The following is a 13,917-nucleotide window of genomic DNA, read 5'->3' as shown; positions in this document are numbered from 1 at the left end:
ATGCCGAAGCTGAGTGCCGACGCGCCGCTGATCCATTCGGAGTGCGAGATTTCCGACAGTTCTTTTGGTGCCTTTTGCGAGGTGGGCCGGGGGAGCCGCGTGGCGCAGTCGGTTTTCGGGGATTATTCCTATTGCGACCGGATGTGCGATATCGCCAACGCGCAGGTGGGCAAGTTTTCCAATATCGCGAGCTTCGTGCGGGTGGGCGCCACGGATCATCCGCTGGACCGGGCGAGCCTGCATCATTTCATGTACCGGTCGGCAAGTTACTGGGGTGACGCCGAGGATGACGCGGAGTGGTTCGGTCGGCGCAAGGCGCGGCGCGCAGTGATCGGACATGACACCTGGCTGGGGCACAATGCGCAGGTGAAGCCGGAGGTCACCGTGGGGCACGGGGCCGTGGTGGCGTCGGGCGCGGTGGTGACGCGGGACGTGGCGCCTTACACGATTGTCGCCGGAGTTCCGGCGGTGCCGGTCAGGGCAAGGCTTGCGCCGGAGGTGGCGGAGCGGGTTATGGGCCTGGGCTGGTGGGATTGGTCGCATGACCGGCTGCGTGCGGCGTTGGAGGATTTCCGGGAGCTGCCGGCGGAGGCGTTTTTGGAGAAATACGAAGGGTGAGGCGCGCGGTGGGTTTGAAACCCACCCTACGGATTGGCGTGATGCAGTGCCCTTTCCATATTAAAAGGACGGCCCGAAGGCCGCCCGGTTTGGTCATGAAAAATGCTTGGTGTTCGGGGACAAGTGAACGAGGTCTGTATGGCCGAGTCGTGCAACAGGGATGTGTCGGCTCGGTGAAAGCTGGGTGACAGGCCGAAGCGTTTCACCTTTAACCTGAGCCATCAGCTGAAGGCGAAACGCGTGCAACGATCGAGTGTTGCGCGGCGTATCACGATAAGCTGTGACACAGTTCATCGAGAAACGCCTTACTCTGCGGCCATGGCAAGTTCGGTGCCCGCGCCGAAGAAGCGGGTGGCGGCCTCGCCTGCGAGATGCGTGATGCGGCCGGCGCAGAGGGTGGCCTCGATCTGGCGGGTGGCTTCGTTCACCACCACGAGGTCGGCGCGGCGGCCATAGTCGATCTCGCCCCGGTCGGGCAGGCGCATGATGTGCGCGGGGGTGCTGCTGATGAGCGCCCAGGCAGAGGGAAGCGTGCGCAGGCCCTTGTCCACGAGCGCGAAGGCGGCGCGGGCCAGCGACGGGTAATGGTAGTCGGACACCAGCGCGTCGCAATGGCCGGCCTCGATCAAATCCTCGGCGGCGGCGTTGCCGGCCTGCGAGCCGCCGCGCACCACGTTGGGGGCGCCCATCAGGACCGGGTCGCCCACCGCCGTGGCCAGCCGGGCGGCGGCCCGCGTCACCGGGAATTCGCAGATCTTGGCGCCGATCATCGAATAGGTCTCGCGCGTTTCGGCGTCGGGGTCGTCATGGCTGCCGTAAAGGACGCCGCGGCGGTCGAAGCCCTCGGCAAGGCGACACAGGAAACGGGGCACGTAGGTGGCGTTCTTCTTGGCGGCGCGCAGCGCGGCGAGGTGTTGCTGCGGCGAGCGGCGGGCCTCTTCGGCCCAGCGGGCCAGCGTGGCGGGCCGGGTCTGGGCGGCGTCGAGCGCGTCATCGAGGTGGTTGTTGAAGACGACGTAGTCGATGTCATGCGTGTCGATCAGAGTCAGCAGGCGCTCGGCGCTGTCGGTGAGATGCGTTTCGCAGCGGATCTGAAGGCGCAGGTCGGTCTGCATCCGGGGGCGATAGGCGGCGAGCGCCTGGGCCAGCGCCTCGGCCTGGTCGGGGGCGCGGTGGCCACCTTCCCAGGACCAGCTTTGCGCCAGCCAGGCGGTGGTGATGCCGTTCGAGGCGGCGTCGCGGTCGGTGGCGGCCAGACCGTCGAGAAGCGGAAACGGCGCGGAGGGGCGCGGCGCGATGTGGCGCTCGAACGCGTCGCCATGCAGGTCGATGATACCGGGCAGGACGAGATAGCCCGAAAGGTCGACCTCGGGCAGCGGGCCCTTGCCGATGACGCCCTGCCGGACAACGACGGAGCGGCGTTGCAACTCGCCGTCGCGCAGGACGCGCGCGCCTGTCAGGCGCATGTCGCAGGGTTTCGGGGCCATCGCACTGCTCTCGCTCGTTTCGTGTCAAGGTAGCGTGGGTTTGTATCGTGGGAGTGACAAATGGTTAATTCTGCGTGTCTTTTTCTGGTGCATTTTCGGGCAGGGCGTCGCCGAGGGTCAGCGTGACCTTATCGCCGGAAAACCACGTGCGGCCGTATTCCAGCGGCTGGCCGTTCGGGTCGAGATTGAGCGAGACGGTGCGCAGGAGAGGCGCGCCTTCGCGGATCTGAAGGTGGCCCGCCTGGGTGGGGGAGGCCAACCGCGCGGCGACGCGCGTCCAGGCGCGGGTATAGTCGGGGATGCCGACGGCGCGGAGGCTTTCGGTGATGGAATTGTGCCGGCGCAGGGCATCCGGCAGGTCAGGCAGGCGGGCAGCCGGAAAGGCGGAGCGGAAAAGGGCAAGCGGCTGGTCATCGGCGAGCGAGAGGCCATCGTAGGAATGCACGAGGTCGCCGGGGGCGAGGGCCAGCGCTTCGGCCTCGGTGGCGTCGGCGGCGCGGGTTTCGATCAAGTGGGCGCGGCGCGAGGGCAGGCGACCGGCGGCGCGCAGGTTGGTCTGGAACCGCACGCGCTCGCCCAAAGGGTAATCGGTTGGCTTTTGAGCGACGAAAACTCCCGCGCCGCGGCGGGGAAAGACGGTGCCGGCCTCGGCCATGTCCGCGAGCGCCCGGCGAACGGTGTGGCGGTTGACGCCGAAGCGGCGGGCCAGTTCGGCCTCGGTAGGAAGCTTGTCGCCGGGGGCGTAGCGGCCCGCCGCGATGTCGTCGGTGAGCGTGGCGAGAATGGATTTCCAGACAGGCGTTCTTGGGGCGGTGCGTGGGGCGGTATTGGGCGGCATGTCATGAAACTTTCACGGGGTGGGGGCTTGGCGACTCGGGGGCGATGCGCTATAGATTTGTCTAGTTGTATAGTAAGTTAGACAACTTCGCAAGGTGTCTAGATGACCGAAAATTCCGAGAGACAGGCGTGGATGAGCACGCTGGCCAAGGCCCCCGCCGCCGACCTGGCGCGGCTGTGGGAGGGGCTTGGCCTGAAACCGGAGCACGAGATGCTGCGTGCGCCGGAGGTTGGGGCGGTGATGGTGCGCGGCCGGACCGGGGCGACGGGAGCGCCGTTCAACTTGGGCGAAATGACGGTGACGCGCTGTTCGCTGCGGTTGGGCTGTGGCGCGGTTGGGCATGGCTACGTGCAGGGGCGCAACAAGGGTCATGCGACGAACGCCGCGTTGGTGGATGCGCTGATGCAGACCGAGGATGCGGGCCGGGTGCGCGAGGGGATCGTGGGGCCGCTGACCGAGGCGTTGGTGGCGGCAAAGGCGAAGCGCCGGGCCAAGGCGGCGGCGACCAAGGTGGAGTTCTTTACCATGCAGCGGGGAGAGGATTGATGCACACCGAGGCACTGACAGGCGGGTTCGGCGATGCGCCGGTGGATGCGGCACGGGCGTTTCGCGGGGCGATGAACGCGATGGCGCGGCCCGGGCGGATCGAGGACCTGGCAGGGGCCGTGCCGCCTGCGCCGTTGTCGGTGGCCGCCGGGGTGCTGGTGCTGACGCTGTGCGATGCGGAGACGCCTGTGTACCTGGCCGGAGACTTTGATGCGCCCGCCGTGCGGGAGTGGATCACGTTTCACACAGGCGCGCCTTTCGCGGGGCCGGAGGGGGCGATGTTCGCGCTGGGGACGTGGGAGGCACTGGGGCCACTGGAGGCGTATCCGGTGGGGACGCCGGAATACCCCGACCGGTCGACGACATTGATCGTCGAAATGTTGGAACTGGTGGCGGAAGGCGCGGTGCTGCGCGGGCCGGGCATCAGGGAGACGGCGCGATTGAGCCTGCCCGAGGTGGCGGCGTTCCAGCGCAATGCGTCGGCGTTTCCGCTGGGCCTGGATTTCTTTTTCACCTGTGGCGACCGCGTGGCGGCGTTGCCACGAACCACGAAAGTGGAGGGCTGAGCCATGTATGTTGCGGTGAAAGGCGGCGAGCGGGCCATTGAAAACGCCCATGCGTGGCTGGCCGAGGAACGGCGGGGCGATACCGGCATTGCGGAACTGTCGGTGGCGCAGATCCGGGAGCAATTGAGCCTTGCCGTCAATCGGGTGATGGCGGAAGGCTCGCTATACGATCCGGACCTGGCCGCGCTGGCGATCAAGCAGGCGCGGGGGGATCTGATCGAGGCGATTTTCCTGATCCGGGCCTATCGCACGACGCTGCCGCGGTTCGGTGCGTCCGAGCCGGTGGAGACGGGCGAGATGGTGTGTGACCGCCGGATCTCGGCCACGTTCAAGGATGCGCCGGGCGGCCAGGTTCTGGGGCCGACCTTCGACTACACGCACCGTCTGCTGGATTTCAAACTGGCGGCCGAAGAGGACCTCCCGGACGCGCCGGAGGCGGCGGCATCGGAGGCGGCGGTGCCGCATATCACCGGGTTTCTGAACCGCGAGGGGCTGATCCAGACCGAGGACGAAAGTGACGCCACGCCGCCGGACCTGACGCGCGAGCCGATGGAGTTGCCGGCGAGCCGGGCGCTGCGGCTGCAATCGCTGACGCGGGGCGACGAGGGGTTCGTGCTGGGCATGGCGTACTCGACCCAGCGGGGATACGCGCGCAACCACGCCTTCGTGGGGGAGCTGCGCATCGGCACGGTGGAGGTCGAGATGGAGGTGCCCGAGCTGGGGTTCGCCATCGGGATCGGCGAGATCACCCTGACCGAATGTGAGACGGTGAACCAGTTCAAGGGGTCCAAGAAAGAGCCGCCGCAGTTCACGCGGGGTTATGGGCTGGTGTTCGGGCAGACCGAGCGCAAGGCGATTTCCATGGCGCTGGTGGACCGGGCGCTGCGCTGGAAGGAATTGGGCGAGGATGACGTGGGCGCGCCGGCGCAGGACGAGGAGTTCGTCCTGATGCATGCCGACAACATCCAGGCGACGGGGTTCCTGGAGCACATCAAGCTGCCGCATTACGTGGATTTCCAGAGCGAGCTGGAGCTGGTGCGGAAATTACGGCGCGAGGCGGAAGGCCAAGAGGCGCGGGAGGCGGCGGAATGAGTGCGGGGCTGTCGCATATCACCTTTGTCTGTGCCAATCTGGACCGGATGCAGCGGGTGCTGGAGGAGGTTCTGGAGGCGCGCTGTGTCTATGCCAGCGGGCCCGAGCAATTCTCGCTGTCCGAGGAGCGGTTTTTCATGGTGGGCGACGTGTGGGTCGCGATCATGAAGGGCGCGCCGCTGGCAGAGCGGACCTATAACCACGTCGCGTTCAAGGTGGACGAGGCCGATTTCGAGGCGCGCGTGGCGCGGATCGAGGCGCTGGGGCTGGAGATGCGTCCGCCGCGGGCAAGGGTCGAGGGCGAGGGGCGATCGGTGTATTTCCATGCGCCGGATGGGCATTTGCTGGAGTTGCACACGGGCACGCTGGAGGAACGGTTGGCGCGGTATGCGCGCGGACGGGAGGGCGTGGCGTGAATATCGTATTCGATATCGGCAACGTATTGATCGCCTGGGATCCGCATGCGGCGTTCCGGCATGCGTTCGACAGCGAAGCAGAGATCGACGCCTTCTTGATAGACGCGGATTTCTATGCCTGGAACCTCGAACAGGATCGCGGGCGCACCCGGCAAGAGGCGGTGGCGGCGGTGCCCGCGGGCCATGCTGCTTTGCTGGATGGGTATTTCGACCGGTTTCACCTGACGATCCGGGACAGGATCCGTGAGACATGGTCGCTGATGGAGCGGCTGCGCAGCAAAGGGCATGCGATTTACGGCCTGACGAATTTTGCCGCCGATACCTGGCCCGTCGCGCTGGAGGTGCATCCGCAGCTGGGCGAGGCGTTCGAGGACGTGGTGGTGTCAGGGCATGAGGGGCGGATCAAGCCCGACCGCGAGATCTATGACCTTCTTTGCCGGCGCAACAAGCTGAGTCCGAGCGACTGCCTGTTCATCGACGACAGTGCCGCGAATGCGGCAGGCGCGCGCAAGGCGGGCTGGCAGGCGCATCATTTCACCTCTCCCGACGCGCTGCGCCGGGACCTGACAGAGCGGGGGTTGCTGTGAACGAGTACAATTTCGCCTATCTGGACGAGCAGACCAAGCGGATGATCCGGCGGGCCATTCTGAAGGGGCTGGCCATTCCCGGCTACCAGGTTCCGTTCGCGTCGCGTGAAATGCCGATGCCCTATGGCTGGGGCACGGGCGGCGTGCAGGTGAGCGCGGCGACGCTGGTGCCCGAGGACCGGATGAAGGTGATCGACCAGGGGGCCGACGATACGACGAACGCGGTGTCGATCCGCAAGTTTTTCGAGCGGACGGCGGGCGTGGAGACGACCGAGGAGACGGGCCGCGCGACGCTGATCCAGACCCGGCACCGGATCCCCGAGGAGACACTGACGGAGGACCAGATCCTGGTCTACCAGGTGCCCATTCCCGAGCCGCTGCGGTTCCTGGAGCCGCGCGAGACCGAGACGCGGAAGATGCATGCGCTGGAGGAATACGGGCTGATGCATGTGAAGCTCTACGAGGATATCAGCCAGCACGGGGCGATCGCCACCGCCTATGCCTATCCTGTGAAGGTGGAGGGGCGTTACGTGATGGACCCGTCGCCCATACCGAAATTCGACAACCCGAAGATGGAGATGGCGGCCATTCAGCTGTTCGGTGCGGGGCGGGAGCAGCGGATCTATGCGCTGCCGCCGTGGTGCGAGGTGGTGAGCCTCGATTTCGAGGACCATCCGTTCGAGCCGAGCAAGGCGGAGCATGACTGTGACCTGTGCGGGGCCGGGGACAGCTACCTCGACGAGGTGATCGTGGATGATGCGGGCGGGCGGATGTTCGTCTGTTCGGACACGGATTACTGCCGGGGGCGCCGGGCCGCCGGGCATGTGGGGGCGCAGGGCGTGCCCTATGAGGAGGGTGCGGCATGAGACACGGCGCGCAAAATTTTTGGAAAAATTTTGGAGCGGATTTTTCGAAAAATCCGTGTGCGGGAGGGCTGGCGTGATGACTCCGCTTTTGCAGGTGCGCGATGTGGCGAAGTTCTATGGTCCCCGGGTTGGATGCCGGGACGTGTCCTTCGACCTTTATCCGGGCGAAGTGATGGGGATCGTCGGGGAGAGTGGATCGGGTAAATCCACGCTTCTGGGCTGCCTCGCCGGTCATCTGGCTCCTGATGCCGGCGAGGTGATATTCGACACCGCGGTGGAGGGGCCACGCGATACGCTGAGAATGTCCGAGCCCGAGCGGCGGATGCTGGGGCGGACGGACTGGGCCTTCGTGCATCAGCACGCGCGGGATGGTCTGCGCATGGGTGTGAGTGCGGGGGGCAATGTGGGCGAGCGGCTGATGGCCGTGGGTGCGCGACATTACGGGGACATCCGCAGCAGTGCGATCGACTGGCTGGGCCGGGTGGAGATCGCCGAGGACCGGGTGGATGACCGGCCCACGGCGTTTTCCGGCGGGATGCAGCAGCGGTTGCAGATCGCGCGGAACCTGGTGACGGGGCCAAGGCTGGTGTTCATGGACGAGCCCACGGGGGGCCTTGATGTCAGCGTGCAGGCGCGGCTGTTGGACCTGTTGCGCGGGCTGGTGCGCGAAATGGGGCTGAGCGCCATCATCGTGACGCATGACCTGGCGGTGGTGCGCCTGCTGGCGGACCGGCTGATGGTGATGAAGGACGGGCATGTCGTCGAGACGGGTCTGACCGACCAGGTGCTTGACGATCCTCAGCATGGGTACACGCAGTTGCTGGTTTCCAGCGTGTTGCAGGTGTGAGCCGTCGGGATTTGAGTATTTTTGGCAAGAAAAAGGCCGGGTCATGATCGAGATCGAGAACGTGTCGAAGAACTTCGTGCTGCACAATCAGGGCGGCGCGGTCATTCCGGTGATGGCGGGGGCGTCGCTGTGCGTCGCGGCAGGCGAATGTGTGGCGCTGACGGGGGCGTCGGGCGCGGGCAAGTCGACGCTGATGCGGATGATCTATGGCAACTACCTGGCCGCGTCGGGGCGGATCGTGGTGGGGGGCGTGGACGTGGCTCGGGCCGAGCCGCGCGAGATACTGGCGTTGAGGCGCGAGACGTTGGGGTACGTGAGCCAGTTCCTTCGGGTGGTGCCACGGGTGCCGACGCGGGAGGTGGTGGCCGAGCCGCTGTTATCGGTTGGAGTGGACAGGGATGCGGCCATGGCGCGGGCCGAGGAGTTGTTGGGGCGGTTGAATATTCCCGAGGGGTTGTGGGGGCTGAGCCCGACGACATTCTCGGGCGGCGAGCAGCAGCGGGTGAACATCGCGCGCGGTTTCGCGCATGGCTATCCGGCGATGCTGCTGGACGAGCCGACGGCGAGCCTGGATGCGGCCAATCGCGAGACGGTGCTGAGCCTGATCGAGGAGGCCAAGGCGCGGGGCACGGCGATTGTCGGGATTTTCCATGACGAGGCGGCGCGGGCGCGGGTGTGCGACCGGGAGATCGACGTGTCGGTCTTTACCCCGAAGGCGGCGTGATGTGTGCCTTGGGGCATAGGGGGCGGTTGATCGGCGTTGTCGGGCCGTCGGGCGTGGGCAAGGACAGCGTGATGCAGGCGCTGGCAGCGCGGCACGCGGGCGTGTGGCTGGTGCGCCGGGTGATCACGCGGGACGCGGGGGCGGGCGGTGAGAATTTCGAGGCGGTGAGCGCGGACGGGTTCGAGGCGCGGGTCCTGGCGGAGGCGTTTGCGCTGCATTGGCAGGCGCACGGGTTGCGCTATGGCGTGCCGGTGGCGGTGAATGAGGACCTGGCGGCCGGACATCTGTGCCTTGTGAACCTGTCGCGGTCGGTTCTGGCCGAGGCGCAGGCGATGTTTCCCGGCTTTGCGGTGGTGCATCTGACCGCACCGGTTGCGGTGCTGGCGGCGCGGTTGGCGGCGCGCGGGCGGGAAAGCGCCGAGGTGATCGCGGCGCGGCTGGAACGGGCCGGGTTTGCCTTGCCTGATGGGCTGGACCGCGTAATCCGGGTGGAGAATACCGGGACCGTGGCCGAGGCGGCGGAGGCCGTCTGGACGCAGCTTCAGCCGGAGAGGGTGGCGCGATGAATAAAGTGGAATCGTCCCTGGGCATCTTCACCGCAGAGGCTGAGCGTGTCGAGGGTAAAGGGGCGCGGGATCAGTGGTGCGACCACTGGCTCGAGAGTCGCGTGGAGCCGGCGCGCCTGCGCCTTGGGCAGTTTGCCCGACAGGGTGTAGTGGCAGCGGAACTGGTCCATCACGTAGGGGTAGCCCCAGTGCAGCAGCAGCGCGTCCTGTTCGGGCGTGAGGCCGGACGCGCGGCGGCGGGCGAGGTCGGCGTCGGTGAGGGCGGCGCGGAACGGGTCGAGCGTGCGGACGGTGTCGGCGGCAAGGCGGTTGAGCGGCCCGGTGTCGCCGGTGGGCACCAAGGCCAGGAAGCGGCCGAGTTGCGCCAGTTCCAGCCCGTCGAGCGTGACCGGCGCGGCAAGATCGCAATGTGTGGTGAAGGCGGTCAGGAGGTCGCTTTCCGTCCAGCCCTCGGCCAGGTGGAAGGGTGGCTTGATCGTCGCGTGAAAGCCGTATTTGCGGGGCGTGCCGGTGATGTCATCCCACGGGGCCGGAAGGCCTTCGATGTCGGGCGGCGTGGTCGGTTGGCCACTTTCCAAGTCCCAGCCGAGCCAGTCGGCACCGAACCGGCCAAGGGCACCCTGCGGCGTGTGGTAGACAGCGTAGCGTTGGAAAGCCATGTGCGCGGGTTTGCCGATGTTTCAACTTCAAGACAAGTGATGGTTCCATGACAGAGACGTTTTGCCTTGCCAATGCCAGAGTGATCCTGCGGGACCGGGTCATGACCGGCTGCGTGACCGTGGAGGGGGGCGTGATCGCCGGGATCGAGGAGGGTGACCAAGTGGACCCTGGGGCGATCGACTGCGGGGCTGGCTTCGTGGCGCCGGGGCTGATCGAGCTGCATACCGACAACCTGGAGCGGCATATCCAGCCGCGGCCCAAGGTGGACTGGCCGCATAACGCCGCGATCCTGGCACATGACGCGGAACTGGCGAGTACCGGGATCACGACGGTGTTCGACGCGATGCGGGTGGGGTCTATCCCGACGGGGCGCGGGCGGTACCTGGCCTATGCGCGGGGCCTGGCAAGCGAGCTGTGGGCGCTGCGCGAGGAGGACGCGCTGAAGATCAGCCATTTCCTGCACCTGCGGGCGGAGGTGTGTTCGGAAACGCTGGAGGAGGAGATGGCGGAGTTCGGCCCGGAAGACCGAGTCGGGATCGTCAGCTTGATGGACCATACGCCGGGGCAGCGACAGTTCCGGGATATCACCAAGCTGGCCGATTACATGAAGGGCAAGCACGCGCTGTCGGATGCGGAGTTCGAGGCGCATGTGGCGCAGTTGAAGGGGCTGCGTGACGCCAATGGCGACCGGCACGAGGCGGCGGCGGTGCGCGAGGCGGCGCGCTATGGTGCGGTGCTGGCGAGCCATGATGATACGACCGAGGCGCAGGTCGAGACCTCGAAGGGCTATGGCGTGGCGATGGCGGAGTTTCCGACCACGGTGGAGGCGGCGGAGGCCAGCCACGCGCGGGGCATCGCGGTGATCATGGGCGCGCCGAACCTTATTCGCGGCGGGTCGCATTCAGGCAACGTGGCCGCGGGGGACCTGGCCGAGGCCGGGCTGTTGGATGTCCTGTCGTCCGATTACGTGCCTTCGGCGCTGCTTCTGGCAGCGGTGAAGCTGGGGCAGGACTGGGGCTGCATGGCGCGGGGGCTGGCGACGGTGACTGCGGCTCCGGCGAAGGCCGTGGGATTGCAGGACCGGGGCGAGATTGCGCCCGGCAAGCGGGCGGACCTCATTCGCTTCGACCTGCGCGGCGGGGCGCCGGCCCTGCGCGCGGTGTGGAGCCGGGGAACCCGCGTGGCGTGAGACGAGGATGGTGGGTTTTCACCCACCCTACATGGGTGCGTGGTGACACCGGAGGTCCCCCGGATCCGGCCCGGGGCAGGCAGGGTCAAGCCCGGGACGGGCTAGCAGCGTGATGCGTGAACGTCCCACATCTTTGACGTGTGGCGGGGTGAAACCCCGCCCTACGTCTAGCCGAGCAGTCGTCTTGCCATGACCTGTGCCTGGATCTCGCGTGCCGGCGAGGCAGACCGTCCACCGGACGGTCCGCGAAAACATCAGCCGAGCAATCTTCTTGCAATCACCTGTGCCTGGATCTCGCCGGCACCCTCGAAGATGTTAAGGATGCGGGCGTCGCACAGCACGCGGCTGACCGGGTATTCCAGCGCGAAGCCGTTGCCGCCGTGAATTTGCAGCGCATTGTCGGCGGCGGCCCAGGCCACGCGCGCGCCCAGAAGCTTGGCCATGCCGGCCTCGACGTCGCAGCGGCGGCCCTCGTCCTTTTCGAAAGCGGAATAGTAGGTCAGTTGGCGGGCGATCATGATTTCCACGGCCATCATCGCCAGCTTGTTGGCGACGCGGGGGAATTCGATCAGTTCCTTGCCGAACTGCTTGCGCTCCTGCGCGTACTGCATCCCGAGGTCGAGCGCGTTCTGCGCCACGCCGATGGCGCGCGCGGCGGTCTGGATGCGGGCGGATTCGAAGGTTTCCATGAGCTGCTTGAAGCCCTTGCCCTCTTCGCCGCCCAGAAGGTTCTCGCCCTTCACTTTGAAGTCGTCGAAATTGAGCGTGTATTCCTTCATGCCGCGATAGCCCAGTACCTCGATCTCGCCGCCCGAGATGCCGGGGTCCTGCCACGGCTCCGCGTCGGTGCCGGGAGTCTTTTCGGCGAGGAACATGCTGAGGCCCTTGTAATCGTCGCTGCCCTGCACGCTGCGGGCCAGCACGGTCATCACGTGGGTACGCGCGGCGTGGGTGATCCAGGTCTTGTTGCCGTTGAGGATCCAGTCGCCGTTGTCATCCTGTTTCGCGCGGGTCTTGAGCGCGCCGAGGTCGGAGCCGGTGTTGGGCTCGGTGAAGACCGCCGTGGGCAGAATCTCGCCCGAGGCGAGGCCCGGCAGCCATTTTTCCTTCTGCGCGTCGGTGCCGCCGGCGATGATCAGCTCGGCGGCGATTTCCGAGCGGGTGCCCAATGAGCCGACGCCGATATAGCCGCGGCTGAGTTCCTCGGACACGACGCACATGGACGCCTTGCTGAGGCCGAGGCCGCCGAATTCCTCGGGGATGGTGAGGCCGAAAACGCCCATTTCCGCGAGTTCCTCGATGATCTCCATCGGGATCAACTCGTCCTTGAGGTGCCATTCATGCGCCTCGGGCAGGATCTTGTCGACGGCGTAGCGGCGGAACTGCTCGCGGATCATCTCAAGCTCTTCGTCGAGGCCGGTGGTGCCGACGGTGATTTCGGCGGCGCGTTCCTGCATCAGCGCCACAAGGCGGATGCGGGCGGCCTGGGTGTTGCCGGATTGGGTGAGCGTCTGGACCTCGGGGGTCATGAGGACGCGCATGTCGTCCTGGGACAGACCGATGTCCTGCAGGCGCAGGATCTCGCCCTGGTTCATCGGGATGCCGCCGTAGATCTGCCAGAGATATTCGCCGAACGCGATCTGGTGGATGAGTTGCTCGACCTCGCCGAATTTGCCCTCGTCTTTCAGGCGCGTGGCCCAGTCCTGCATCTGGCGCAGGGATTCGACGTAGGTGGCGAGCCAGGCAAGACCGTGGCTGGCTGTCTGGTGCTGTTCCACGGCGCGGGACGACACGCGGCCCTCTACGGTGACGAGGTCGCGCAGGGCGTCCCTGGCCTTGTCGAGGATCTGTTCGGCCGGAGGCACGGCCTTGCCGGTCAGGTCCAGCAGGTCCTCCAGGAGGATCTCGGTCGAAAGGTCAACGTCCTGTCCGTCATGCGCCATGAGGTAGCTCCTTCGGTTTTCGCCGCACCGGCATAGCCATTTCGCAAGTGCAGCGCAACTATTTTGCTTGTGCGGCGTTAGAATTGGTCGAATATTGCGCTGTCGTGTCGCGGGTGCCGGATGGCCCGCGTGGATTTCAGCCTTTCGTGACGGTAATTTAGGCCGTGCGCACCCCGAGAAAAGTGGTACGAGAGGCGCATGGACGCGTTACTAGGCCCGGACTGGTTGATGGTGATGGTCTTCGCCTGGGGCGTGGCCGTGCTGGGCGGGATCGTCAAGGGCGTGGTGGGATTCGCCATGCCGATGGTGGTGATCTCGGGGCTCAGTTCGATGATGCCGCCGGAAGTGGCGCTGGCGGGGCTGATCCTGCCGACATTGGCCTCCAATGTCTGGCAGGCGTTGCGCCAAGGCGTCCGGGCGGCCTGGGGATCTTTGGCGCGGTTCCGCGTGTTCCTGCTGGCGGGAATGGTCGTGATGCTTGTCTCGGCGCAGTTCGTGCGGGTGATCCCGGAGGCGGTGATGCTGTTGCTGATCGGGGTGCCGATCATCATCTACGCGGGCTTTGCGTTGGCGGGGCGCCCATTGCGCCTGCCGCCCAACCTGGGGCGGCGCTTGGAAGCGGGGATCGGGGCCGTGGCGGGGTTCTTCGGTGGCATCTCGGGCGTCTGGGGGCCGCCGACGGTGGCGATGCTGACGGCGCTGGAAACCGAGAAGACCGAGCAGATGCGGGTGCAGGGCGTGATCTACGGCATGGGGGCGGTGCTGCTGACCGGGGCGCACACGGCCTCTGGCGTACTCAACCGCGGCACGCTGCCGTTGTCGCTGTCGTTGATCATGCCGGCGCTGATTGGCCTCTGGATCGGGTTCAGGTTGCAGGACCGGATCGACCAGAGATTGTTCCGGCGGCTGACGATGGCGGTGCTGGTCATCGCGGGGCTGAACCTGGTGCGGCGCGGCCTACTGAGCTTCTAG

At 66.5% G+C, this 13,917-nt stretch carries 16 protein-coding genes; 12 read left to right on the top strand and 4 right to left on the bottom strand.

Going from position 1 to position 13,917, the window contains the following annotated elements:
* A complete protein-coding gene (locus RBB18_RS18445) occupies positions 1-618 on the top strand; it encodes a chloramphenicol acetyltransferase (RefSeq protein ID WP_274592656.1) in 618 nt (205 codons plus the stop codon).
* A gap of 305 nt (positions 619-923) precedes the next feature.
* Here RBB18_RS18445 and RBB18_RS18440 read toward each other — a convergent pair whose 3' ends face one another.
* Complete coding sequence (locus RBB18_RS18440; RefSeq protein WP_306111893.1) at positions 924-2,105, bottom strand: alpha-D-ribose 1-methylphosphonate 5-triphosphate diphosphatase; 1,182 nt, start codon at positions 2,103-2,105, stop codon at positions 924-926.
* A 64-nt stretch (positions 2,106-2,169) separates the two neighbouring features.
* On the bottom strand, positions 2,170-2,943 hold the full coding sequence (phnF, locus tag RBB18_RS18435) for a phosphonate metabolism transcriptional regulator PhnF (RefSeq protein ID WP_274592654.1): 774 nt from the start codon (positions 2,941-2,943) through the stop codon (positions 2,170-2,172).
* 102 nt (positions 2,944-3,045) lie between these two features.
* Between phnF and phnG the strand changes: the two genes are divergently transcribed.
* The 9 genes from phnG (at position 3,046) to phnN (ending at position 9,153) form a co-directional block, all read left to right on the top strand.
* Positions 3,046-3,489, top strand: coding sequence for a phosphonate C-P lyase system protein PhnG (phnG, locus tag RBB18_RS18430; protein ID WP_103762061.1), 444 nt, complete (start codon positions 3,046-3,048; stop codon positions 3,487-3,489).
* Entirely contained in the window at positions 3,489-4,055 is a 567-nt protein-coding gene (phnH, locus tag RBB18_RS18425; protein WP_306111892.1) for a phosphonate C-P lyase system protein PhnH, read from the top strand. The genes phnG and phnH overlap by 1 nt, the downstream gene beginning before the upstream one ends.
* 3 nt (positions 4,056-4,058) lie before the next feature.
* Entirely contained in the window at positions 4,059-5,147 is a 1,089-nt protein-coding gene (locus RBB18_RS18420) for a carbon-phosphorus lyase complex subunit PhnI (protein WP_306111891.1), read from the top strand.
* On the top strand, positions 5,144-5,563 hold the full coding sequence (fosX, locus tag RBB18_RS18415) for a FosX/FosE/FosI family fosfomycin resistance hydrolase (protein ID WP_274592650.1): 420 nt from the start codon (positions 5,144-5,146) through the stop codon (positions 5,561-5,563). The genes RBB18_RS18420 and fosX overlap by 4 nt, the downstream gene beginning before the upstream one ends.
* A complete protein-coding gene (locus RBB18_RS18410; protein WP_306111890.1) occupies positions 5,560-6,150 on the top strand; it encodes an HAD family phosphatase in 591 nt (196 codons plus the stop codon). The genes fosX and RBB18_RS18410 overlap by 4 nt, the downstream gene beginning before the upstream one ends.
* Positions 6,147-7,016, top strand: coding sequence for an alpha-D-ribose 1-methylphosphonate 5-phosphate C-P-lyase PhnJ (locus RBB18_RS18405; RefSeq protein WP_103762066.1), 870 nt, complete (start codon positions 6,147-6,149; stop codon positions 7,014-7,016). The genes RBB18_RS18410 and RBB18_RS18405 overlap by 4 nt, the downstream gene beginning before the upstream one ends.
* A 76-nt stretch (positions 7,017-7,092) precedes the next feature.
* Complete coding sequence (phnK, locus tag RBB18_RS18400; protein WP_103762067.1) at positions 7,093-7,863, top strand: phosphonate C-P lyase system protein PhnK; 771 nt, start codon at positions 7,093-7,095, stop codon at positions 7,861-7,863.
* A 43-nt stretch (positions 7,864-7,906) separates the two neighbouring features.
* Positions 7,907-8,587, top strand: coding sequence for a phosphonate C-P lyase system protein PhnL (gene phnL, locus RBB18_RS18395; RefSeq protein WP_103762068.1), 681 nt, complete (start codon positions 7,907-7,909; stop codon positions 8,585-8,587).
* A complete protein-coding gene (gene phnN / locus RBB18_RS18390) occupies positions 8,587-9,153 on the top strand; it encodes a phosphonate metabolism protein/1,5-bisphosphokinase (PRPP-forming) PhnN (RefSeq protein WP_306111889.1) in 567 nt (188 codons plus the stop codon). The genes phnL and phnN overlap by 1 nt, the downstream gene beginning before the upstream one ends.
* Here the strand turns inward: phnN and RBB18_RS18385 are convergent.
* Complete coding sequence (locus RBB18_RS18385; protein ID WP_306111888.1) at positions 9,129-9,812, bottom strand: DUF1045 domain-containing protein; 684 nt, start codon at positions 9,810-9,812, stop codon at positions 9,129-9,131. The two genes, phnN and RBB18_RS18385, sit on opposite strands and share 25 nt — an antisense overlap.
* 47 nt (positions 9,813-9,859) lie before the next feature.
* Here RBB18_RS18385 and RBB18_RS18380 point away from each other — a divergent pair, with 47 nt between their 5' ends.
* Positions 9,860-11,002: an alpha-D-ribose 1-methylphosphonate 5-triphosphate diphosphatase gene (locus RBB18_RS18380; RefSeq protein WP_306111887.1), complete on the top strand. Its 1,143-nt coding sequence runs from the start codon at positions 9,860-9,862 to the stop codon at positions 11,000-11,002.
* A gap of 254 nt (positions 11,003-11,256) precedes the next feature.
* Here the strand turns inward: RBB18_RS18380 and RBB18_RS18375 are convergent, their stop codons facing one another.
* Positions 11,257-12,945 carry an acyl-CoA dehydrogenase family protein gene (locus RBB18_RS18375; protein WP_103762072.1) on the bottom strand — a complete coding sequence of 563 codons (1,689 nt, stop codon included), beginning with the start codon at positions 12,943-12,945 and terminating at the stop codon, positions 11,257-11,259.
* Between the two features lie 198 nt (positions 12,946-13,143).
* Between RBB18_RS18375 and RBB18_RS18370 the strand changes: the two genes are divergently transcribed.
* Complete coding sequence (locus RBB18_RS18370) at positions 13,144-13,917, top strand: sulfite exporter TauE/SafE family protein (protein WP_306111886.1); 774 nt, start codon at positions 13,144-13,146, stop codon at positions 13,915-13,917.

The sequence above is a fragment of the Roseovarius sp. MMSF_3298 genome, assembly GCF_030733705.1.
Taxonomy (GTDB): domain Bacteria; phylum Pseudomonadota; class Alphaproteobacteria; order Rhodobacterales; family Rhodobacteraceae; genus Roseovarius; species Roseovarius confluentis.
This window is presented reverse-complemented; position numbering and strand designations above follow the sequence as displayed.

What these genes read in the sequence shown, in the direction of transcription:
- RBB18_RS18445 (WP_274592656.1), top strand. Translation starts at nt 1, where the DNA reads ATGCCGAAGCTGAGTGCCGACGCGCCGCTGATCCATTCGGAGTGCGAG.
- RBB18_RS18440 (WP_306111893.1), bottom strand. Translation starts at nt 2,105, where the DNA reads ATGGCCCCGAAACCCTGCGACATGCGCCTGACAGGCGCGCGCGTCCTG.
- phnF (WP_274592654.1), bottom strand. Translation starts at nt 2,943, where the DNA reads ATGCCGCCCAATACCGCCCCACGCACCGCCCCAAGAACGCCTGTCTGG.
- phnG (WP_103762061.1), top strand. Translation starts at nt 3,046, where the DNA reads ATGACCGAAAATTCCGAGAGACAGGCGTGGATGAGCACGCTGGCCAAG.
- phnH (WP_306111892.1), top strand. Translation starts at nt 3,489, where the DNA reads ATGCACACCGAGGCACTGACAGGCGGGTTCGGCGATGCGCCGGTGGAT.
- RBB18_RS18420 (WP_306111891.1), top strand. Translation starts at nt 4,059, where the DNA reads ATGTATGTTGCGGTGAAAGGCGGCGAGCGGGCCATTGAAAACGCCCAT.
- fosX (WP_274592650.1), top strand. Translation starts at nt 5,144, where the DNA reads ATGAGTGCGGGGCTGTCGCATATCACCTTTGTCTGTGCCAATCTGGAC.
- phnK (WP_103762067.1), top strand. Translation starts at nt 7,093, where the DNA reads ATGACTCCGCTTTTGCAGGTGCGCGATGTGGCGAAGTTCTATGGTCCC.
- phnL (WP_103762068.1), top strand. Translation starts at nt 7,907, where the DNA reads ATGATCGAGATCGAGAACGTGTCGAAGAACTTCGTGCTGCACAATCAG.
- phnN (WP_306111889.1), top strand. Translation starts at nt 8,587, where the DNA reads ATGTGTGCCTTGGGGCATAGGGGGCGGTTGATCGGCGTTGTCGGGCCG.
- RBB18_RS18385 (WP_306111888.1), bottom strand. Translation starts at nt 9,812, where the DNA reads ATGGCTTTCCAACGCTACGCTGTCTACCACACGCCGCAGGGTGCCCTT.
- RBB18_RS18380 (WP_306111887.1), top strand. Translation starts at nt 9,860, where the DNA reads ATGACAGAGACGTTTTGCCTTGCCAATGCCAGAGTGATCCTGCGGGAC.
- RBB18_RS18375 (WP_103762072.1), bottom strand. Translation starts at nt 12,945, where the DNA reads ATGGCGCATGACGGACAGGACGTTGACCTTTCGACCGAGATCCTCCTG.
- RBB18_RS18370 (WP_306111886.1), top strand. Translation starts at nt 13,144, where the DNA reads ATGGACGCGTTACTAGGCCCGGACTGGTTGATGGTGATGGTCTTCGCC.